We start from the raw sequence: 19,860 nt of genomic DNA on the forward strand, positions 1-19,860 counted from the left end.
CACCGTCACCATCCCCACCACCGCCGCACCCGGCACCTGGGACGTCACGCTCTACCCCACCGAGGACACCCTCGGGAACAGCGACTCCACCTTCCGCGACCACCCCACCAAGCTCACCGTCACCAACGGCGAGGAAACTCCCCTCGAGCCCACCGCAGTGACGGCAACCAAGGGCGACAAGTCCGCGACCGTGTCCTGGAGCGCACCCACCACCGACGGCGGCACCCCGATCACCAGCTACACCGTCACCTCCAGCCCCGGTGGCATCACCAAGACCGTCACCGGCGACCAGACCACCGCCACCATCACCGGCCTCACCAACGGCACCAGCTACACCTTCACCGTCGTCGCCACCAACGCCACCGGCACCAGCCCCGCCAGCACCCCCTCCAACGCCGTGATCCCCTCTGCCGCGCCTGGGGCGCCCACGAGTGTGTCCGCGGCCAAGGCCGACAAGTCCGCCACCGTGTCCTGGACCGCACCCACCGACAACGGCGGCTCACCGATCACCGGCTACACCATCACCTCCACCCCCGGCGGCATCACCAAGACCGTCACCGGCGACCAGACCACCGCCACCATCACCGGCCTCACCAACGGCACCAGCTACACCTTCACCGTGGCCGCCACCAACGCCACCGGCACCAGCCCCGCCAGCACCCCCTCCAACGCCGTGATCCCCTCTGCCGCGCCTGGGGCGCCCACGAGTGTGTCCGCGGCCAAGGCCGACAAGTCCGCCACCGTGTCCTGGACCGCACCCACCGACAACGGCGGCTCACCGATCACCGGCTACACCATCACCTCCACCCCCGGCGGCATCACCAAGACCGTCACCGGCGACCAGCCCACCGCCACCATCACCGGCCTCACCAACGGCACCAGCTACACCTTCACCGTGGCCGCCACCAACGCCACCGGCACCAGCCCCGCCTCCGCACCCTCGAACGTGGTCACCCCCTCGGCGCCGGCGGAGCCCGAGCCGGAGCCCGAGCCGGTGACGGCCCCGGCTGCCCCCACGGACGCCAAGGCAAAGGTGAAGAAGCGCAATGTCGTTCTCGCGTGGAGTGCGCCTGAGGCCGGCGATGCCCCGACCGGCTACCGGGTCGCCAGCAACAAGGGCTACGAGAAGACCCTGCCTGCCGGCACGACCAAGCTCGTCGTCCGCAAGCTGAAGCCCGGGAAGTACACGTTCTTCATCGCCTCGGAGAACGAGGCAGGGATCAGCGACCCCGTGAGGCTGAGGGTTCGGGTCCGCTGACGTTACTGGCCGACACCGGGGTGCCCTTCCCCGCCTGAGCAGTGGCCCGAGCACGGGTCAGCGCGCCAGCGCCCGTACTCGGACGGTCATACCGCGGCTTCACCGCTCGATCGCGCAGCCCGGTGAGCCTGGGTCGCGCCCGTCGACACCCGGTATGACCGTCCGGCTACGGGGACGGCGCATCTGACGCCCTCACCCGGGCGTCCCTTGTGGCCACCCGGATGATGGACGGGTGACCGAGATGCCCCGCAAGGCGATGGCGCGCACCGCCCGGCTGGCCGGCCTCCCCCTGGGGTACGCCGGGCGCCAGGCCGTGGGCCTGGGCAAGCGGATCGGCGGCAAGCCCGCCGAGGCCGTGATGAGCGACATCCAGCAGCGGACCGCCGAGCAGGTCTTCCGCACGCTGGGCGAGCTCAAGGGCGGCGCGATGAAGTTCGGCCAGGCGCTGTCGGTGCTGGAGGCGGCGCTGCCCGAGGAGATGGTCGGGCCCTACCGCGACCAGCTGACCAAGCTGCAGGACGCCGCTCCGCCGATGCCGACCAGCACCGTGCGGGAGGTCCTGGCGCAGGACCTCGGGGCGGACTGGAAGACCCATCTCGTGTGGCTGGACGGAGGTCCGACCGCGGCCGCGTCGATCGGCCAGGTGCACCGTGGTCGGTGGCGCGACGAGGACGGCGTCGAGAAGGACGTCGCGGTCAAGGTGCAGTACCCCGGTGCCGGCGACGCGATCCAGGCCGACCTCAAGCAGCTCTCCCGCCTGGGCCGCACGGTCGCGCCGCTGATCCCCGGCATCGACGTCAAGCCGCTCGTGGCGGAGCTCCAGGCGCGCGCGGTCGAGGAGCTCGACTACACCCTCGAGGCGCGCAGCCAGCACACGTTCCACGAGGCCTTCCGGGGCGACCCGGAGATCGTCATCCCGGACGCCGTCGCCCACGGCCCGACCGTCCTGGTCACGGAGTGGCTGGAGTCCACGTCCTCCCTCGCGGCGGTGATCGCCGACGGCACCCAGGAGCAGCGCGACCACTTCGGCCGGCTGTTCACCCTGTTCCTCGTCGCGGCCCCGGCCCGCACCGGCCTGCTCCACGCCGACCCGCACCCGGGCAACTTCCGGGTCGTGCCGGGTGTCGACGGCGGCCCCGAGCGGCTCGGCGTCCTCGACTTCGGCGCGGTCGCCCGGCTCGAGGGCGGCTTCCCGCCCGCCATGGGCCGGTTGCTGAGCCTCACCGCCACCCGCACCGGCGCCGAGCTCGTCGCCGCGATGCGGGAGGAGGGGTTCATCAAGGAGAAGGTCCAGGTCGACCCCGAGCTGGTGCGGGAGTACCTCTTCCCGTTCATCGAGCCGGCGCTGGTCGAGCGGTTCCAGTTCTCCCGCGAGTGGATGCGTGGGGTGTTCGCGCGGATCAACGACCCGAGGAACCCCGCGTTCACGATCGGCCTCAAGCTGAACCTGCCGCCGTCGTACCTGCTGATCCACCGCACGTGGCTCGGCGGGCTGGGCATCCTGTCGCAGCTCGAGGCCGAGGCGCCGTTCCAGCAGATGCTCATCGACCACGTGCCGGGGTTCACCCTCGACTGAGGTGCTCCGCAGCCCGGCCTAGAGACCGGTGCGGCCGTCGATCGACTCGCGGATGAGGTCGGCGTGGCCGCAGTGCCGGGCGTACTCCTCGACCATGTGCACGAGGATCCAGCGCAGCGTCGGCGCCGAGCCGTGCCGCTCCCGTACGGCCCGGGTGTCCAGGCCCTCCCCTCGCGCGAGCGCCTCGTCGATCCAGGCGTCGGAGGCGGCGATCTCCTCGTCCAGCCACGTGCGGAGCTGGTCGGGGCTGTCGTGGGCGGCGGAGTGCCAGTCCCAGTCCTCGTCGGCCGCCCAGTCGACGTCGGCCCAGATGCCGCTCGCCTCGTGTCCGTGCAGCACGATCGAGAACCACCACTGCTCGACGAAGGCGAGGTGCTTGAGCATCCCGCCCAGCGTCATCGTCGACGGCTGCAGGGTCCACGCCAGTCCGTCGGCGCCGACGCCGGCGCACTGGCGGCGCAGGGTGTCGCGGAACTGGTCGAGGAAGGCGCGCAGCGTGGTGACCTCGTCGGCGTCCACGGGGACCGGGGTGCTCATCGGTCGAACCTAGCCGGGGCGGTGTCCGCGGCGCTCGACGACGGCGTACGACGCCGCGGCGCGTGGCCTCAGCCGCAGCCGCCCGGGACGGCCGGGCCGTGGTCGGAGCCCGCGGGCCGGTGCAGCACCGCCCACGTGGGGGTCACGAGCAGGTCCTCGCCGTCGGCCACGGCCGTGCCGTCGACCAGCAGCGTGAAGCCGGCCGGCTCGGTGCGGTCGGTCGGCGGCCACATCAGTGTCACGTCGGGGTGCGCGCCGGCGTTGGCGAGCGAGCCGCGGCCCGGGCCGCCCACCCGCAGCCGCCCGTCCTCGAGCACGGGCGCGGCAGCGACCGCCTTGACCTTCTCCCCAGAGGTGGTGAGCAGGTACGCCGTCGCGAACCGCTCCAGCTGTACGGCGATCGAGTCCAGCTCCACCGGGATGCTCATGGCCGCAGCGTAGTTGTCCACAGCCGTCGCGCCGGCTGGTCCGGGGCTGTCGGTGGGTGTGCGTAGGAAGGGACGACGGCACGGGGACGGGCCGGTGGAGCAGCCGGGACGGAAGGGGCGCGATGGACACGGGACGGGTGATCAGGGACGCGGAGGAGTACCTCCAGGAGGTCGTCTGGGAGGTGCTGGCACCCCACCCGCGGGAGTGCGTGCTCTGCTACGCCGCGCGGATGCTCGAGGAGCACGGGTGCGACGAGACGCTGCGCTGGGTCGGGCGCTTCCGGGCGCTACGGTCACCGCGGGCCACCGGGCTGGAGGAACGGATGCGTCGGGTCGGCGGGTTCTGCGACTGCGAGGTGTTCCTCAACGGTTACGGGTTGGCGCGCGAGCACCTGGTGCGAGACCTGGACACCGACGAGCTGGAGCCGCCGGACCGACCACCACCGTGCGCGGGCGTCGCCCGGATGGACTCCACCCGGCCGTGCCGGGTCTGGGAGCGGGTGCGTCGCGCGTGGTGAGCCGCGCCCCGCTGAGCGCAGCCCGACGCCGACGCAGGTCACCACAGGCCCGCGACCTCGCCGCCGAGCCGCACGACGAACGCCGCGACCACCAGCAGGAAGAAGACCCGGACGAAGGAGGAGCCGCGCGCCACCGCGGTGCGGGCGCCGACGTAGCCGCCGACGAGGTTGGCCGCGCCCATGAGCAGCCCGACCTTCCACAGCACCGCGCCCTGCGGCACGAAGACCGCCAGTGCCGCGAGGTTGGTGGCCCAGTTGGCCATCCTGGCCTTGGCCGAGGCCTCGAGGAAGCCGTAGCCCAGCAGCGCCACGAGCGCGACCACGAAGAACGAGCCGGTCCCCGGACCGAGCACGCCGTCGTAGAAGCCCACGACGAGCCCGGTGACCAGCGCGGCGGCCGTGTGCCGGTGGCCGGTGAAGCGCAAGGCGGTCGACTCCCCCAGCTGCGGCCGCAGCGCGACGTAGGAGCCCACGAGGACCAGCGCCACCAGCACGATCGGCTCGAACGCCTCGCGTGGTACCTGGGAAGCGACCAGCGCGCCCAGCGCCGACCCGACGAAGGCCAGCGCCATCAGCGGCAGGAAGGTGCGGGGGTCGGGCCGGACCCTCCGGAAGTACGTCGCGGAGCTGACCGTCGTGCCACAGATCGAGGCCAGCTTGTTGGTGGCCAGCACCTGCACCGGCGCCGCCTGGGGCAGCCCGAGCAGGAGTGCGGGCAGCTGGATCAGCCCGCCGCCGCCGACCACCGCGTCCACGAAGCCGGCCGCCAGGCCCGCGAGCGCCAGGAGGAGGAGCACGGTCGTCGTCGGGTCCTCCACGTCGCACGACCCTAGGTGGTGCGGGGATCCGGCCGGTGGCCGGTCGCACCACGACCGGGCTGGGCCCGCCGCCTACGGTGGCGTCGTGCGGATCGTCTCCCTGCTGCCCTCGACCACCGAGATCCTCTTCGCCCTCGGGGCGGGCGACGACGTCGTCGGGGTGACCTTCGAGTGCGACCACCCCGAGGAGGCCCGCACCCGTCGGGTCGTCTCCGGCACGACGATGCCGGAGGGGCTCGACCCGGCCGGGATCGACGCGTGGGTCTCCTCGGCGACCGCAGCCGGGGAGGACCTCTACACCCTCGACGCCGGCGCCCTGGCCGACCTCGACGCCGATCTCGTGCTCACCCAGGACCTCTGCGCGGTCTGCGCGATCGACGTGGACACCGTCGACGCGGCCCTGAGGCACCTGGGCTGCAATGCCGACGTGCTCTCCTTCGACCCGCACACCCTTGCCGAGATCGCGGAGTCGATCCGCACCATCGGGAGACGCGTCGGCCGCGAGCAGGCGGCCGGTGACCTGGCCGCGACCGTCGAGGCGCTGCAACCCGGTCCCGCCGGGCCGGCGGAGGACGCCCCGCGCGTGATGGTGCTCGAGTGGACCGACCCGCCCTACGCCCCGGGGCACTGGATCCCGGAGATGGTCGAGGCGGCGGGCGGACGCTGCGTGCTCGGCACCGCCGGCCAGAGGTCGGTGCGCGTGACGTGGCAGGACGTCGCCGCGGCCCGGCCCGACCTCGTGGTCGTCGCGCCGTGCGGCTTCGACCGCGCGGGTGCGCGGGCGCAGGCCGACGCCCTGGAGGCGGCTGGTGTGCTGCCGCCCGGCGTGCCGACGTACGCCGTGGACGCCGACGGGCACTGGGCCAGGCCGGGCCCGCGGGTGGTCGACGGCGTGGCGGACCTGCGCTCCGTACTGGCCCGCCTGGACCAGGTCCGGGCCGACACCCCTTCCCCCTAGGAGGAGGGGGGCCGGCCCGGGTGGGAGGACCGACGGTCGGGGTCGGGGACCGCCGTCGGCCGACGGGGCAGCTCAGCGCAGGGTGACGGTAGTGCCCTGTCCACCGAGCCGCAGCTGGGCCTTGCCGATGCGACCGAGGACCTTCTTCCCGGCCCGGGTGGCCTCGAGCACGACCCTGCCCCGCTCGCCGGCCTCGACCGCGTAGCGACCGACGGCCAGGACCTGGCCCTTGCGGACCTGGGAGCCCTTCACCTTCTGGGAGCGCAGCGCGACCAACCTGGCCTGCCCGCCGCACTCCGCCGTGGCCTCGCACGCCAGGCTGGCGGTGACCGTGGACCGGCCGACCGTGAGCCGCGGGCTCACCGGGACCGCGGGCGCCGCGCCGGGGCGGACCGTGATCGACGCGGAGTCGGCGTTGTTGCCGGTGCCGGACTCCGTGCTCGTCGTGGTGGCCGAGGCGGTGTTGGTGATGGTCGGCGTGGAGTCCGCGACCGCGGTGCGCGTGCCGAGGCAGCCCAGCCACAGGTCCGCCGAGAGCGGTCCCGAGGTCGGGTTGTAGAGCTTGAACACGCGGATGATCGGGCGCGGGTCGTTGCCGAGGTTCACCAGGCCCGGGTCGAGGTCCCAGCCGGCGACGACGCCCTTGGCGCCGTCGGCACAGGTCAGGGTGACCTCGAGGACCTCGCCGGGCGCGACGGTCACCGTGCGGAGCACGGCGTCCAGGTCGAGCTGGTGGCGGTGCCCGGCGGCCTCGCCGAGCTCGGTCGGCAGGCAGGTCACCGACACCTCGCCCGAGGTGGCGTCGCCGGTGCCGACCGCGAAGGCGAAGGTCCAGCCTCCGCTCCCCGACGGGTACGACGTGCGGCTGGTCGCCACGCCGTCCAGCACGTAGCCCGGACGCACCGGGGTGGTGCCCGGGGCGCACTGCAGCGTGGCGGTGCCGGTGCCGGAGGAGAGGTCGACGTCCGCGGTGACGACGTCACCGGGCAGCAGCGGGTGCGCGTGGCCGTCGACGACCTCAGTCGTCCCCTTCACACAGACCGTGAACACCTTGGCCTGGGCCCGGCCGGTCGCGTCGTTGCGCGCGGTGACCTGCCACGCGTCGAGGCCGAGGGCACGCGACTCGCTCACGCCGACCGCCCCGAGGGTCCCGGTGCCCTGGTCCACGTGGTCGACGCGTCCGGACCCGTCGGTGGCGACGTACCCGCTCGGGCAGGTCACCGAGAGCGTGCGCTCCTGGCCGGGCTCGAGGTCGAGCTGCACCTCGGCCTTCTGGACGTCGAGCCAGTGGTCGTGGTCGGGGCCGTCACCGGCGAGCGGATCGACGCTCGCCGTGATCTCGACGGTCCGCGACTCGCCCCCCGCGAGGGTCGGCCACGAGCAGGTCACCGTGCCAGCCGCCTCGGCGCACGGGGCACCGGCGGAGACGAAGGTGACGCCGTCGGGCAGCACGTCGGTGAGCACGACGCCCGCCGCGCTCCCCCCGCCGTCGTTGCGGACGGTCACGGTGTAGGTGACCTGCTGACCGGCGTAGGGCTGGGCGACGTCGACGTCCTTGACGACCACGAGGTCGACGGGAGCGGCCGCCACGGGGGTGCTCGTGGAGTCGCTGTCGCTCACCGTCGCTCCCCCGGGCGCCGTGCCCGTCGCGGTCGCGGTGTTGTCCACCGAGCCGTTGTCGAGGTCGGAGGTGGTCAGGACGTAGACCACCGGGTCGCAGTCACGGGCCGCGCCCGGGGCCAACGGCGCGCCCCCGCAGGACACCAGCGGGTCGGCGAAGAGCGGGTCGGCCACCACGACCGGGTCCAGCACCACGGTCCCGGTGTTGCGGACGCGGAAGCCGTAGGTGATCTCGTCCCCGGCGTCCGCGCCGTTGCCGTCGACGTCGTCGATCGCCGAGGCGGTCTTGGTGAGCTCGATCCCGGGCGCGCCGGCGATCGGCACGACCACCGAGTCGTCGTCGACCGCGGTGGCTCCGCCCGGAGCGGTGCCGGTCGCGGTCGCGGTGTTGCCCCGCTCACCGGCGTCCAGGTCGGCCTGCGTGAGCGTGTAGGTGCGCGTCGGGCAGGTGACGCTCGCGCCGACCGCCAGGTCACCACTGCCACAGGTGATCGGGGCACCGCCCAGCAGCGGGTCGGAGACCGTGACCGAGGTCAGCTTCACGGTGCCGGTGTTGTGGACCACGAAGCTGTAGGTGAGGGTGTCGCCGGCGTCGGGGCCGTTGCCGTCCACGTCGTCGATCGCCGAGGCGGTCTTGGTGAGCCGGACGGCCGGCAGCGGGGCGATCGTGGTCGTCGTGGTGTCGGACGAGGTGACGTCCACGCCACCTGGGGCCTTGCCCGTGGCGGTGGCGGTGTTGACCACGACGCCCGCGTCCACGTCGCCCTGGGTGAGGGTGTACGACGCCGTCGTGCAGCTGCGCGACGCGCCGGGCGCCAGCGGGCCGGGCGGGCAGGTCACGTTGGGCGAGGCTCCGCCGAGCCGCGGGTCGTGCACCGTGACCGGGTTCAGCGTCGCCGCGCCCGTGTTGGTCACCGTGAAGGAGTAGGCGACCCGGTCGCCCGCGTCGGCGCCGTTGCCGTCGAGGTCCTCGATGGTCGAGGCGGTCTTGTCCAGCTGGACCGATCGCGCCGCCACCACGGTGCTGGTGGTCGAGTCGGTGGCGGTGACCGCGGCACCACCGGGGGTAGTGCCGGTGGCGGTCGCGGTGTTGGTCACCACGCCCGCGTCGGCATCGGCCTGGGTGAGGGTGTAGGTGCGCGGCGTGCAGCTGCGCGAGGCCCCCGGGGCCAGCGGGCCGGTCGGGCAGGTGATGGTCGGGCTGGCACCGCCGAAGAGCGGGTCGTGCACCGTGACCGGGTGGAGCGTCACCGTCCCGGTGTTGGTCACGGTGAAGCCGTAGGTCAGGGTGTCGCCGGCGTCGGCGCCGTTGCCGTCCACGTCGACCAGGGACCCGGCGCTCTTGACCAGGCTGATCGCCGGGCCGGCGGGGATCGGGCTGGTGGTCGTGGCGGTGTCGGCGACCTTCGCGCCCGTGGGACCGGTGCCGGTCGCGGTCGCGGCGTTGTCCCGCTTGCCGGCGTCCACGTCAGCCTGCGTGAGCGTGTAGTCGCGGCTGGTGCAGGTGCGCGAGGAACCAGGCGCCAGGGCGCCGCTCGGACAGGTGATGTTCGGGTCGGCCCCGGACAGCAGCGGGTCGTGCACGGTCACGGGGTTGAGCGTGACGTTGCCGGTGTTGGTGACCTTGAAGCCGTAGGTGACGCGGTCCCCGGCGTCGGCGCCGTTGGCGTCGAGGTCGCTGATCGCGGAGACCGTCTTGTCCAGCCGGATGGCAGCGGTGCGCGTGACCGGTGTGGTCGTGGTGTCGGTGGCCGTGCTGGTCCCACCACCCGGGCGCGTGCCCGTGGCGGTCGCGGTGTTCACGACACCACCACTGTCCACGTCGGCCTGGGTCAAGGCGTAGGTCGCCGACGTGCAGGTGCGCGAGGCCCCCGGTGCCAGCGAGCCGGTCGGGCAGGTGACGTTGGGCGAGGCACCGCCCAGGCGCGGGTCGTGCACCACGACCGGGCTGAGCGAGACGTTTCCGGTGTTGGAGACGACGAACCCGTAGGTGATGGTGTCGCCGACGTCGTGGCCGTTGCCGTCGAGGTCGTTGACGGCCGAAGCCGTCTTGTCGAGCGAGAGCCCGGGGAACGAGCCGAGCGCGGTGGTCGTCGAGTCCGTCGAGATCACCTTCACCCCGTTGCTGCCGGTGCCGTTGGCGGTGGCGGTGTTGGACACTCCCCCGCCGTCGATGTCGGACTGCGTCAGGGCGTAGGTCCGGCTCGTGCAGGTCATGGACGCGCCGACCGCCAGGCTGGTGGCCGGGCAGGTGATGTTGGGGCTCGCCCCGGACAGCAGCGGGTCGTGGACCGTGACCGCGCTGAGCGGGATGTTGCCGGCGTTCGTGACCGTGAAGCCGTAGCTGATCGTGTCACCCGGGTCGGGGCGGCCGTTCGCGCCCAGCGCGACGGCCGAGGCGGTCTTGTCGAGCGTGATCGCCGGGCGCAGCGGGGTGTTGGTGAAGGTGCAGGTCACCGCGGAACCGGAGCTCGCCGGCACGGTGAACGTCCCCGTCTGGCCGGTTCCGCTGGCGATGACCGTCCCGGAGCCGTTGACGCAGCTCCAGGTCGTCGCGTAGTTCGCGAGCGTGGTGGTGCCCGCCGCGGTCTGGGTGATCGTGTAGGTCTGACCGGGCAGGACGACGGCCGGCCCGGCCTTCTCGGCGGCGTCGCCCTGGAGGCCGACGTCGGTGCCGGCGGTGGTCCCGGTGTTGCCCGACGTCAGGCCGTTGCCCGTGACGGTCACGGTGAACTGGTCGCCCGTCGTGTGCCTGCCGTCGGGCAGGTCGACCTGCGCCTGCGCTGTGCTCGGCGACGCGCAGGAGGCGAGGTCGACGAAGCCGAAGCCCATGGCACTGCTGTCGACGATCGCGCCCGTGGTCGGGTTGACCCGGATGATCTTCGGGGTGCTGGTGCCGATGACGATGTGGCCGCTGGAGTCGAAGGCCATCGAGTGGTAGGTCCCGTTGTTGGCCGGGGTGGCCGTGAGCACCGACAGGCCCAGGGCGGTCGAGCCCGCCGTGGTCGGGAGTGCTCCGTTCACACGGGCGAGCGTGCCGGCGGAGCTGCCGCCGTCGCTGCTGACGACGAACAGGTTGCCGGTGGCGTCGAAGGCGAAGTCGCCGTTGCCGCCGAGGCCGGTGCCGCTGATGGTGGCGACCTGGCCGATCGAGGTCTTGGTGAGGGTGTTGAAGGCGAAGACGGTCCAGGTCGAGCCGCCGGCGGCGTAGTAGTAGATGCCCGAGGCGGGGTTGATCGCCCCGGCCACGACGTTGCCGGCCAGGGAGTTGTTCGGCATGTTCCACGTCTGGTCGGTGTGGTCCACGCGCGCGACCTTGACCTTGTTGTTGCTCCGGTCGAAGGCCCAGATCTCCGTGCCGGCACCCGCGAGCGCCAGCGCGTTGTAGTTTCCGGAGCCGAAGTCGGCGTTGGAGGTGGCGTTCGACGCCCCCGACGTGGAGGTCACCTTGACCACCACGCCGGTGCCGCTCTCGAGCGCGTACACGGTGTTGGAGGTGCAGCTGAAGCTGGCGAAGACCGCCGCCGCCGGGGCAGCGGGCATCAAGGCCAGACCGGTGGCGCCGAGCAGCAGCGCCAGCAGCCCCCGGCCTCGACGACGCCAACCGGCCCTCGGAGCCGTCCTCCGCCCCCGCGTGGTGCGGTCGCTGACGTCGGCGCGCGTGCGCGCGCGGTCGTACGACGACATCGTCGCCTGCCTCTCTGTACGAGGCGCCCCCCCGGACGCTCGGTCGCGCGATGCCACTGCCCCACCAGCGACGTCCCTCTCGGACAGGGAACACCGTCCGGGGGGCGCAGGGCGAGGGGTCCTACCCAGTTGTTCCCCTCGTGTGGAGCAACCGTTGCCGGATGTGGCTCAGGCGGCGGTCAGTCCCCCACCCAGAAGCCGCGGTTGCCGAACCACCCGCCGTAGCCACCGCCCCCGAGCCCCGACCGGCCGAAGCCGGCGCGGTCGCCCAGGTAGGAGCCGACCACCGCGGCGCCGAGATCGTCGAGCTCGGGCGCAACGACGCGGCCGTCGACCCGGGAGGCCATCTGGTCGATGAAGCGCGCCAGGCCCGGGTCCTCGCCGAGGCGGAAGAAGGTGGTCTGGGCGCCGAGGCGGCGGGCGTTGTCCAGCTCGCGGACGGCGTAGGCGACCGTCAGCGGGTGCGGCGGGTAGGTGAAGAAGACCTCGCCGTCGGGTTCGAGGTGGCTGGTGGGCTCGCCGTCGGTGACGATCAGCAGCACCGGCTGGGCGTTGGGGTGCTTGCGGAAGTGCCGGTTGGCCAGCAGCAGCCCGTGGTGGAGGTTGGTGCCCTTGTCGTACATCGCGTCGAGGGCAGTGAGCTCCTCGATGTCCATCGGCTGCGCGTGCCGGCCGAAGGCGATCAGCTGCAGGTGGTCGCCGCGGAAGCGCGACCTGATGAGCGTGTGCAGCGCGAGTGCCGTGCGCTTCATCGGCACCCAGCGCCCGTCCATCGCCATCGAGAACGAGGTGTCGACCAGCAGCGCGACGGCGGCCTGGGTGCGCTCCTCGGGCTCCTGGACCTCGACGTCGTCGATCGACAGCCGGATCCCCGGACCAGTGCGCGGCTCCCCGGCGGTGCGGACGATCGCGTTGGTGAGCGTGCGCGTGACGTCCCAGGGCTCGGTGTCGCCGAAGGCCCAGGCGCGGGTGGAGCCCGAGCGCTCCCCAGCGGCGCCGGCCTGGCGCGACTGGCGCTGGCCCTGGCGGCCCGACAGCCGGTCGGCGGCGTCGCGCAGCAGCGCCTTGCCCAGCTGGCGCATCGCCTTGGGGGTCAGCCGGAGCTGACCGTCCGACCCGCGCTGGAGCGTGCCGTTCTCGCGCAGCGCCTTCTCCAGCTGCTGCAGGGTGCGCGCGTCCACGGCGGCCTCGTCGCCGAGCTGGCGGGCCAGCGCGTCGAGGTCGAGGTCGTCCATCCGCGCGCCGCCGTAGGACTGCGACAGCTGGTCGGACAGCGCGTCGAGCTCGGCGAGGTCCTGGAAGACGCCGGTGCCGTCACCGAGGCCGAGGCCCTCGGAGCCCTCCATCCGCTCCGAGCCGAACCAGTCCTCGCCCGGCCGCAGCTGCTGCAGGTTGCCGTCCAGGCGCGACAGCGCGTCCATCAGAGCCGGTGAGCCGAACGCCTCGGCCGAGAGCTCCATGAGCTGCTGGCGCTGCTCGGGGCTCATCGAGTTCATCATCCGCTGGGCCGCGGCCGCGCGCGCAGCCATCGCGTCCAGCAGCTCGTCGAGGTTCTCGGGTCCCTCGGGGAAGTGCTGGCCGTGCTTGGCCATGAACTCCTCGAAGTCCTCCTGCGTGTCCTCGCCGCGCTGCCGCTTCTCCAGCAGCTCGTTGAGGTCGGAGAGCATCTCCGCGATCGCGGCCCGGTCCTCGTCGGTGGCGTTCTCCAGCGCCTGCTTCATGCCCTGGAACCGCTGTTCGAGCAGCTCGCGGCCCAGCAGGTCCTTGATCTGCTCGTATGCCTCGCGCGCCTCCCGGCTCTGCCAGTCGTACGACGCCAGCTCGCTCACCGCAGCGGCCGGGTTCGGGGACACGCTGTCCAGCGTCATCTCGCGCAGCGCCCGGTCGCCGTCGTCCATCATCGCGTCGCGGGCCAGCTGCTTGCGCTCCTCGAGCAGGGCGCGGTCGAGCAGCTCGCGGACCTCCTGGAGCGTGCCGTCCAGGTTGTGCCTGCTGGCGAGCTCGCGGCGCCGCTCTGCGACGCGGCGAGCCAGGTCGTCCAGGCCCGCCTGGTCGCGACCGCCGCGGCGCAGGAACTCCCGCAGCGCCCGCTCGGGGCTGTAGCCGGCCATGACGTCCTCGCCGATGGCGTCGAGGGCCTCGGACAGGTCGACCGGGGGGGCGAGCGGGTCCGGCCCGCCGTCGTACCGGCCGTAGCGGGAGGCGCGGCGCTGGGACCAGACGTCAGCCACGGCTCGTCATCCGTAGACCGTCTCGCCGCGGCCGGACTCCTTGCTCACCTTGCGGGCGAGGTAGAGCCCCTCGAGGGCCAGCTCGATCGCGCCGGCGCGCTGGCCGTCGTCGCTCGCCCCCAGCCGGTCGCAGATCTGGTCGTAGAGGTCGGACTCGCCCAGTCGCGGGAGCCCGGACAGGAAGTCGAGCGCGGTGACCTGCTCGCCGGTGGTGACCATCTGGCCGGCCTCGATGGCCTCCACGAGCAGGCCCATGTCGAGACCGCGGAAGACCTCGCGCACGGTCTCGGCGACCGCGGTGCGCAGCAGGTGGGTGAGGATCTCGGCCTCACGGCCCTCCTCGCCGGACTCGAACTCGATCTTGCCGCCGAGCACGTCGACGGCGGTCTCGAGGTCGACCACCCGGGCGACGGCCTGCGGCTCGCCCTGGACGGTCGCGCGGTGCAGCGCGGCCGCGGCGATCGTCTCCGCGCCGGCGATGGCGAAGCGGGCCGAGACGCCCGAGCGCTGGTCGACCGCGCTGGACCCGCGGAGGTTGCGGGTGAAGCGGGCCAGGATCTCCAGCAGGTGCGGCGGGACGTCGGCGACGAGCTCGGCCTCCTGCTGGATGACGGCCACCTCGTCGGCGAGCTCGGTCGGGTAGTGGGTGCGGATCTCGGCGCCGAAGCGGTCCTTGAGCGGGGTGATGATCCGGCCGCGGTTGGTGTAGTCCTCGGGGTTGGCGCTCGCCACGACGAGCACGTCCAGCGGCAGCCGCAGGACGTAGCCGCGGATCTGGATGTCGCGCTCCTCCATCACGTTGAGCATCGCCACCTGGATCCGCTCGGCGAGGTCGGGCAGCTCGTTGATGGCCACGATGCCGCGGTGGCTGCGCGGGATCAGCCCGAAGTGGATGGTCTCCAGGTCACCGAGCGAGCGGCCCTCGGCGACCTTCATCGGGTCGACGTCGCCGATCAGGTCGGCGACGGAGGTGTCGGGGGTGGCCAGCTTCTCGGCGTACCGCTCGTCGCGGTGGCGCCAGGAGATCCGCAGCGCGTCGCCGTGCGCGGCCACCGCCTGCTGGGACTGCACGGTGATCGGCTCGTAGGGGTGCTCGCCGATCTCGGACCCGGAGATCACCGGCGACCACTCGTCGAGCAGGCCCACCATCGTGCGCAGCAGCCGGGTCTTGCCCTGGCCGCGCTCGCCGAGCAGCACGATGTCGTGCCCGGCGATCAGCGCCCGCTCCAGCTGCGGGATCACCGTGTCCTCGAATCCGTGCAGGCCGGGCCACGGGTCGCGGCCCTCGCGCAGGGCGGCGAGGAGGTTGTCACGCATCTCAGCGCGCAGGGTCTTCAGCTCGTGCCCCGAGGCGCGCAGCTCGCCGAGGGTGGAGATGGTGGGCTGCGGGCGGGACTGGGGGGCGGAGGAGGTGGCGCTCACGCGATCACGCTACGCCGGGGACCCAACGGCCGAGGGCCCGTCCGACGTACGGCGGCGGGCTGGGCCTGCGAGGCACGAGCCGGTCCGGGGCGGCTGCCCTCGCGGGTCGAGGTGCGAGTCGAGGTGCGGGTCGAGGTGCGAGGACGCGGAGGAGCGCGTCTCCAGGCCTCGACCCAGGCCTCGACCCAGGCCTCGACCCGGGCCGGTCCCTCAGTCCTCGGGGACGACCATGACCGCGCCGCGCGCCTGCTCCAGGAAGCTGCGGCTGATCGAGCCCAGGAGCGCGGAGGCGATGGGGTTGCGCTGGCGGTGGCCCACCACGACGAGGTCGGCGCCGTCGGCGGCCTCGAGGAGCTCCTCCTCGACGTGGCCGAAGACGGCACGCGGGGTGACCTGGACGTCGGGGTAGCGCTCCGACAGACCGCTGGTGGCCTCGGCGATGACGAGCTCGGCCTCCTCCTCAGCCTGGTCGCGCAGCTCGGCGGTGACCCGGCCGCCGACGGCGACCCGGGCGTCGAAGGTGCAGTGCAGGACGGTGAGCGGCAGCCCGCGCAGCGAGGCGTTCTCGAAGGCCGCGGCGACGACCGGGGCGGTGCCGTCGTGGCCGTCGATGGCGACGAGCACGCCCGTGCCCTCGCCGGGCTCCGGGCCGCCGGGGCGGACCACGACGACCGGGCCCCTGCCGTGACGGGCCACGGCGCTGCTGACCGAGCCGAGCATGAGCGCGCTGATCGGACCCCGTCCGCGCGAGCCGAGCACGGTCACCGCGGCGTCAGCGGAGAAGCCGGCCAGCAGGGCGCGTGCGTCCTCGTGCCGCACCACCTGGAGGACCTCGACCTCGGGGTCGAGCTCGGCAGCCCGGGCCGCGGCGGCGGCCACGACCTCGGCGGCGGCGGCCTTGATCTCGGCCTGCAGCGCCGCGTGGTCGACACCCGCCTGGTCCAGCCACACCGAGGGGATGCTGTCCCAGCCGTGGACCAGCGCGACCGGGCGGTTGGTCAGCCCGGCGTGGGCGACGGCCCACTCCAGCGCCAGCCGGGCGCCCTCCGAGCCGTCGACTCCGACGACGATCGAACCGTCCGGGACAGGGGTGAGGGTCTCGCTCATGGCGTCATCATGTCCCATCGGTCGCGGGGCCACGCACGGCCGGAGGTCCCGCGGCCCGGGGTCCTCGGGCCCGGGCCCGACCCTGGTCCGCGGACGGTCCGACCGCGCTGCTCCCACTAGGCTGCGCCCGTGACCGCGACCCTCGCCGTGCTCTGCGCACTGCTGGTCGTGGCGGTGCTGGCCCTGGCCACGACGGTGGGCCGGCTGCGTCGGCGGCTGGCGCTGTCCGAGGCGATGGTCCGCCAGCTGGAGGCCGACCTCGACACGGCGCTGCGGCCCCGTCCGCCGGTCTCGCCGGCCGAGCGGGCCATGCGCGCGCTGGTCGGCACCGCCGCGCGGGTGCGCGAGCGTGGCGTCGCCGGGGCCGTCAGCGACTCCCTGGAGGACCTCGCCGCGTGGGCGGCCGACCAGCCCAGCGAGGACATCCTCTCGATCGCCGCCCCCGACGGCACGGTCACGCTGCTCTTCTCCGACATCGAGGACTCCACCGCCCTCAACGACCGGCTCGGCGACAAGGCCTGGGTCCGGGTGCTCGCCGCCCACGACGCCCTCGTGCGGGCCGCGGTCGACAAGCGCCGCGGACGGGTCGTGAAGTTGGCCGGCGACGGCTTCATGGTGGCCTTCCGCGACCCCGTCTCGGCCGTGCTCGCCGCTCGCGGCGTCCAGCGCGCGCTGGCCCGCACCCTCGACCCGCGGCTGCGCCTGACCCCCGTCCGGGTGCGGATCGGGGTCCACACCGGCACCGCCATCAGCCGCGACGGCGACTACTTCGGCCGCAACGTGGCCATGGCCGCCCGGGTCGCCGGGCTCGCCGACGGCGGGGAGGTGCTGGTCACCGAGGCGGTCCGCGAGGGCACCGCCGACTCCGGGGACCGCCGGATGCGCTTCGAGGACGCCGGCACCGTCGAGCTCAAGGGGCTGCCCGGGGAGCACCCCCTGTGGCGCCTGGTGGTCGAGACGTGAGCGGCCCCCTCGGCCGGCCCGTCGGGCCCGGCCCGCTCGGGTCGCCCGGGCGACCCGTCACCTGCCCCTGCGGGTCGGGGGCGTCGTACGACGCGTGCTGCGGGCCGCTGCTCGCCGGGGCGCGGCTGGCCGCGACGCCGCTGGAGCTGATGCGCAGCCGCTACACCGCCTTCGCCGTCGGCGGCCGCGAGGGGCTGGACCACCTGTTCCGGACGTGGCACCCGCGCACCCGCCCGCCGCGGCTGGTCGAGGACGGCCTGGACACCGACCGCACCTGGACCCGGTTGGAGGTGCTCGGCCACGGTGCGGACTGGGTGGAGTTCGACGCCCACTACGCCCGGCTCGACGGGACCGCGGGGGTGCAGCACGAGCACAGCCTCTTCGCGCAGCGCGCGGGGCGGTGGATGTACGTCGAGGCCGCGCCGGACACTCCCTGAGCCAGCCGGTTCCCGAGGTCCTTCCGTCTGGGGACCTTCGTCCCTCCTTCCAGGAGGGGTGCCGCGGCGACGATGGACGGACCGACCCGCCATCCCGAACCGTCGAACCGAGGACCTGCCGTGCTGGAACCCGTCGAGCTCTCCGTCTCCGAGGCCGAGGCGCTGCTGCGCTCCGGGGTCACCGGTCGGGTCGCCGTCTCCACGCCCAAGGGGCCGCACATCCTTCCGGTCAACTACTCCGTCGTCGGGGACTGCGTGGTCATCCGCACCTCGCCGTACTCGCTGCTCGGCACCCACGCGCACGGCACCACGGTGGCCTTCGAGACCGACGTGATCGACCACGAGCGCCAGCGCGGCTGGAGCGTGGTGGTCCGCGGGCGGGCCGAGGTCATCTCCGACCCGGAGGCGCTGGAGCAGATCCGCCGCACGTGGCAGCCGCGGCCGTGGGCCTCGGGCTCGCGGACGCTCCACCTCGGCATCCGCCTCGAGGAGGTCTCCGGACGCCGCCTCGGCAACGGCTGGGAGCCGCTGCACGAGGTGCCCTGCCGCCGCGTCGTGTGAACGCGCTGGTCGGTCCGCACCCGGCGGAGCGCCTCGTGCCCCAGACTGGGCGGGTGCCCTTCCGCAGCCCGGAGCTCTCCGACTCAGCGCAGGCGCTGCTCGACGCCGTCGTGGCGATCGCCAGCGACCTGGACCTCACGAGCGTGCTCTCGCGCATCGTGGAGGCCGCCTGCCAGCTGACCGACGCGAGGTACGGCGCGGTGGGGGTCATCGGTCCCGACGGCAACCTGGTCGAGTTCATCACCCACGGCCTGGACCCGCACGAGCGCGAGGCGATCGGCGCCCCGCCGCACGGCCGCGGCATCCTCGGCCTGCTCATCAAGCACCCCGAGCCGCTCCGGCTGGAGGACCTCACCCGCCACCCCGAGAGCTACGGCTTCCCGGCCGACCACCCGCCGATGCGCTCCTTCCTGGGCGTGCCCGTGCGGATCCGCGGCACCGTCTTCGGCAACCTCTACCTGACCGAGAAGGCACACGGGCAGTTCGACGAGGGTGACACCCTGCTCGTCGAGGCGCTGGCCTCGGCGGCCGGCTTCGTCATCGAGAACGCCCGTGCCTACACCCTCAGCGAGCGCCGGCGGCAGTGGCTGCAGGCCACCGCCGAGCTCGTCGACGACCTCCAGCCGCCGCTGGACACCCGCGTCGCGCTGCAGCGGATCGCGCACGCTGCGCTCTCGGTCGGTCGGGCCCGCGGGACCGCCGTCGTGCACACCTCGGGCGAGCCGGCCGCGGCCGCCGACAGTGCCGTGCTGGCGGCGGCGGGCTCGGACCCCGAGGTCCTGCGCGAGGAGATCGTCACGGTGCTCGAGCGTGTGGGCGCGGGTGTCGAGGAGCCGGTCGACGTCGACACGGGTCGGCAACGCGCCCTCGTCGTGCCGCTGCGAGCGCACCTGACCGACCCAACCGCGCTCATCACCTTCTTCGGCGACGAGCACAACGTGCTGGAGCTCGAGGAGCGCGAGCTGCTCATCTCCTTCGCGGACCAGGCCGCGCTCGCGCTCGACCGCGCCCAGGCCGTCGCGGACCGCGCCGAGCTCGCGGTCATCTCCGACCGCGAACGGATCGCCCGCGACCTCCACGACACCGTGATCCAGCGCCTCTTCGCGACCGGGCTGACCCTGCAGGCGGTCTCCAGCGGCGTCGCGGACCCGGGCCTCACCGCGCGGATCGGCAAGGCCGTGGACGACCTCGACCAGGTGGTCCGTGACATCCGCGGCACGATCTTCGAGCTGCGCCACACCGGCGGAGCGTCGCTGCAGGCGGAGGTGCGGGGCCTCGTGCGGGAGTACGCCCGGGTGCTGGCCTGGACCCCGGTCGTCCGGGTCGAGGGGCCGGTCGACACCGCCGTACCCGACCACGTGCGGGAGCACCTCGTCCCGGTCCTGCGCGAGGCACTGTCCAACCTCTCCCGCCACGCCGAGGCCACGTCGGCGCACGTGCTGGTGCACGCCGTCGACGGGGAGCTGTTGCTCGAGGTCGCCGACGACGGCGTCGGCCCCACCGAGGGCGCCTCCCACAGCGGGCTGCGCAACGCCCGCGGCCGCGCCGCCGGCCTCGGCGGCACCTCCTCGCTGGCCCGCCGCGAGGGGGGCGGCTCGGTCTTCACCTGGCGGGTCCCGCTCCGCGACTGACTCCCGGGGCCCGCGCTGACCCGCCCCATCTTCGGGGCCGACCCGCCCCAACCTCCAGCCCGGACGAGGACGCGGCGGCTCACCACCGAAGACGCGACGGGTCACCAC

General features: G+C 73.6%; 15 protein-coding genes. 8 read left to right on the forward strand and 7 right to left on the reverse strand.

Annotated elements, in window-relative coordinates; translation table 11 throughout:
• Both ACYVID_RS01410 and ACYVID_RS01415 read left to right on the forward strand, forming a co-directional pair.
• Nucleotides 1-1,258 (forward strand): fibronectin type III domain-containing protein (locus ACYVID_RS01410; RefSeq protein WP_460733709.1); only part of this gene is annotated, 1,258 nt, incomplete at its 5' end.
• A 241-nt stretch (nt 1,259-1,499) separates the two neighbouring features.
• Complete coding sequence (locus ACYVID_RS01415; RefSeq protein WP_460734025.1) at nt 1,500-2,834, forward strand: ABC1 kinase family protein; 1,335 nt, start codon at nt 1,500-1,502, stop codon at nt 2,832-2,834.
• A gap of 18 nt (nt 2,835-2,852) precedes the next feature.
• Here ACYVID_RS01415 and ACYVID_RS01420 read toward each other — a convergent pair whose 3' ends face one another.
• A complete protein-coding gene (locus tag ACYVID_RS01420) occupies nt 2,853-3,371 on the reverse strand; it encodes a DinB family protein (RefSeq protein ID WP_460733711.1) in 519 nt (172 codons plus the stop codon).
• A gap of 68 nt (nt 3,372-3,439) precedes the next feature.
• Nucleotides 3,440-3,799 carry a pyridoxamine 5'-phosphate oxidase gene (locus tag ACYVID_RS01425; protein WP_460733713.1) on the reverse strand — a complete coding sequence of 120 codons (360 nt, stop codon included), beginning with the start codon at nt 3,797-3,799 and terminating at the stop codon, nt 3,440-3,442.
• 122 nt (nt 3,800-3,921) lie between these two features.
• On the opposite strand from ACYVID_RS01425, the gene ACYVID_RS01430 reads away from it, so the two are divergent.
• On the forward strand, nt 3,922-4,317 hold the full coding sequence (locus ACYVID_RS01430; protein WP_460733715.1) for a DUF2695 domain-containing protein: 396 nt from the start codon (nt 3,922-3,924) through the stop codon (nt 4,315-4,317).
• A 38-nt stretch (nt 4,318-4,355) separates the two neighbouring features.
• Here the strand turns inward: ACYVID_RS01430 and ACYVID_RS01435 are convergent, their stop codons facing one another.
• On the reverse strand, nt 4,356-5,135 hold the full coding sequence (locus ACYVID_RS01435) for a TSUP family transporter (RefSeq protein ID WP_460733717.1): 780 nt from the start codon (nt 5,133-5,135) through the stop codon (nt 4,356-4,358).
• An 85-nt stretch (nt 5,136-5,220) separates the two neighbouring features.
• Between ACYVID_RS01435 and ACYVID_RS01440 the strand changes: the two genes are divergently transcribed.
• Nucleotides 5,221-6,093, forward strand: coding sequence for an ABC transporter substrate-binding protein (locus ACYVID_RS01440; RefSeq protein ID WP_460733719.1), 873 nt, complete (start codon nt 5,221-5,223; stop codon nt 6,091-6,093).
• Nucleotides 6,094-6,165: 72 nt separating this feature from the next.
• Here ACYVID_RS01440 and ACYVID_RS01445 read toward each other — a convergent pair whose 3' ends face one another.
• The 4 genes from ACYVID_RS01445 to ACYVID_RS01460 all read right to left on the reverse strand — a co-directional run bounded on the left by ACYVID_RS01445 (nt 6,166) and on the right by ACYVID_RS01460 (nt 16,160).
• The gene (locus tag ACYVID_RS01445; protein ID WP_460733721.1) at nt 6,166-11,400 is read right to left on the reverse strand and encodes a beta strand repeat-containing protein; all 5,235 of its coding nucleotides are present in this window, start codon (nt 11,398-11,400) and stop codon (nt 6,166-6,168) included.
• A gap of 179 nt (nt 11,401-11,579) precedes the next feature.
• The gene (locus ACYVID_RS01450; protein WP_460733723.1) at nt 11,580-13,631 is read right to left on the reverse strand and encodes a vWA domain-containing protein; all 2,052 of its coding nucleotides are present in this window, start codon (nt 13,629-13,631) and stop codon (nt 11,580-11,582) included.
• A gap of 6 nt (nt 13,632-13,637) precedes the next feature.
• Nucleotides 13,638-15,053, reverse strand: coding sequence for a magnesium chelatase (locus ACYVID_RS01455; protein WP_460733725.1), 1,416 nt, complete (start codon nt 15,051-15,053; stop codon nt 13,638-13,640).
• A 210-nt stretch (nt 15,054-15,263) separates the two neighbouring features.
• On the reverse strand, nt 15,264-16,160 hold the full coding sequence (locus ACYVID_RS01460) for a universal stress protein (RefSeq protein WP_460733727.1): 897 nt from the start codon (nt 16,158-16,160) through the stop codon (nt 15,264-15,266).
• A gap of 129 nt (nt 16,161-16,289) precedes the next feature.
• Here ACYVID_RS01460 and ACYVID_RS01465 point away from each other — a divergent pair, with 129 nt between their 5' ends.
• The 4 genes from ACYVID_RS01465 to ACYVID_RS01480 all read left to right on the forward strand — a co-directional run bounded on the left by ACYVID_RS01465 (nt 16,290) and on the right by ACYVID_RS01480 (nt 19,752).
• On the forward strand, nt 16,290-17,123 hold the full coding sequence (locus tag ACYVID_RS01465; protein ID WP_460733729.1) for an adenylate/guanylate cyclase domain-containing protein: 834 nt from the start codon (nt 16,290-16,292) through the stop codon (nt 17,121-17,123).
• The gene (locus ACYVID_RS01470; RefSeq protein WP_460733731.1) at nt 17,120-17,560 is read left to right on the forward strand and encodes a YchJ family protein; all 441 of its coding nucleotides are present in this window, start codon (nt 17,120-17,122) and stop codon (nt 17,558-17,560) included. Before ACYVID_RS01465 ends, ACYVID_RS01470 begins: the two co-directional genes overlap by 4 nt.
• Before the next feature lie 120 nt (nt 17,561-17,680).
• Nucleotides 17,681-18,121 (forward strand): pyridoxamine 5'-phosphate oxidase family protein, encoded by a 441-nt coding sequence (locus ACYVID_RS01475; protein ID WP_300640649.1) that lies wholly within the window; start codon nt 17,681-17,683, stop codon nt 18,119-18,121.
• Between the two features lie 53 nt (nt 18,122-18,174).
• Nucleotides 18,175-19,752 carry a GAF domain-containing sensor histidine kinase gene (locus tag ACYVID_RS01480; RefSeq protein WP_460733734.1) on the forward strand — a complete coding sequence of 526 codons (1,578 nt, stop codon included), beginning with the start codon at nt 18,175-18,177 and terminating at the stop codon, nt 19,750-19,752.
• Nucleotides 19,753-19,860 lie beyond the last annotated feature (108 nt).

The sequence above is a fragment of the Nocardioides ginkgobilobae genome (assembly GCF_054781275.1).

What these genes read in the sequence shown, in the direction of transcription:
- ACYVID_RS01415 (WP_460734025.1), top strand. Translation starts at nt 1,500, where the DNA reads ATGCCCCGCAAGGCGATGGCGCGCACCGCCCGGCTGGCCGGCCTCCCC.
- ACYVID_RS01420 (WP_460733711.1), bottom strand. Translation starts at nt 3,371, where the DNA reads ATGAGCACCCCGGTCCCCGTGGACGCCGACGAGGTCACCACGCTGCGC.
- ACYVID_RS01425 (WP_460733713.1), bottom strand. Translation starts at nt 3,799, where the DNA reads ATGAGCATCCCGGTGGAGCTGGACTCGATCGCCGTACAGCTGGAGCGG.
- ACYVID_RS01430 (WP_460733715.1), top strand. Translation starts at nt 3,922, where the DNA reads ATGGACACGGGACGGGTGATCAGGGACGCGGAGGAGTACCTCCAGGAG.
- ACYVID_RS01445 (WP_460733721.1), bottom strand. Translation starts at nt 11,400, where the DNA reads ATGTCGTCGTACGACCGCGCGCGCACGCGCGCCGACGTCAGCGACCGC.
- ACYVID_RS01460 (WP_460733727.1), bottom strand. Translation starts at nt 16,160, where the DNA reads ATGAGCGAGACCCTCACCCCTGTCCCGGACGGTTCGATCGTCGTCGGA.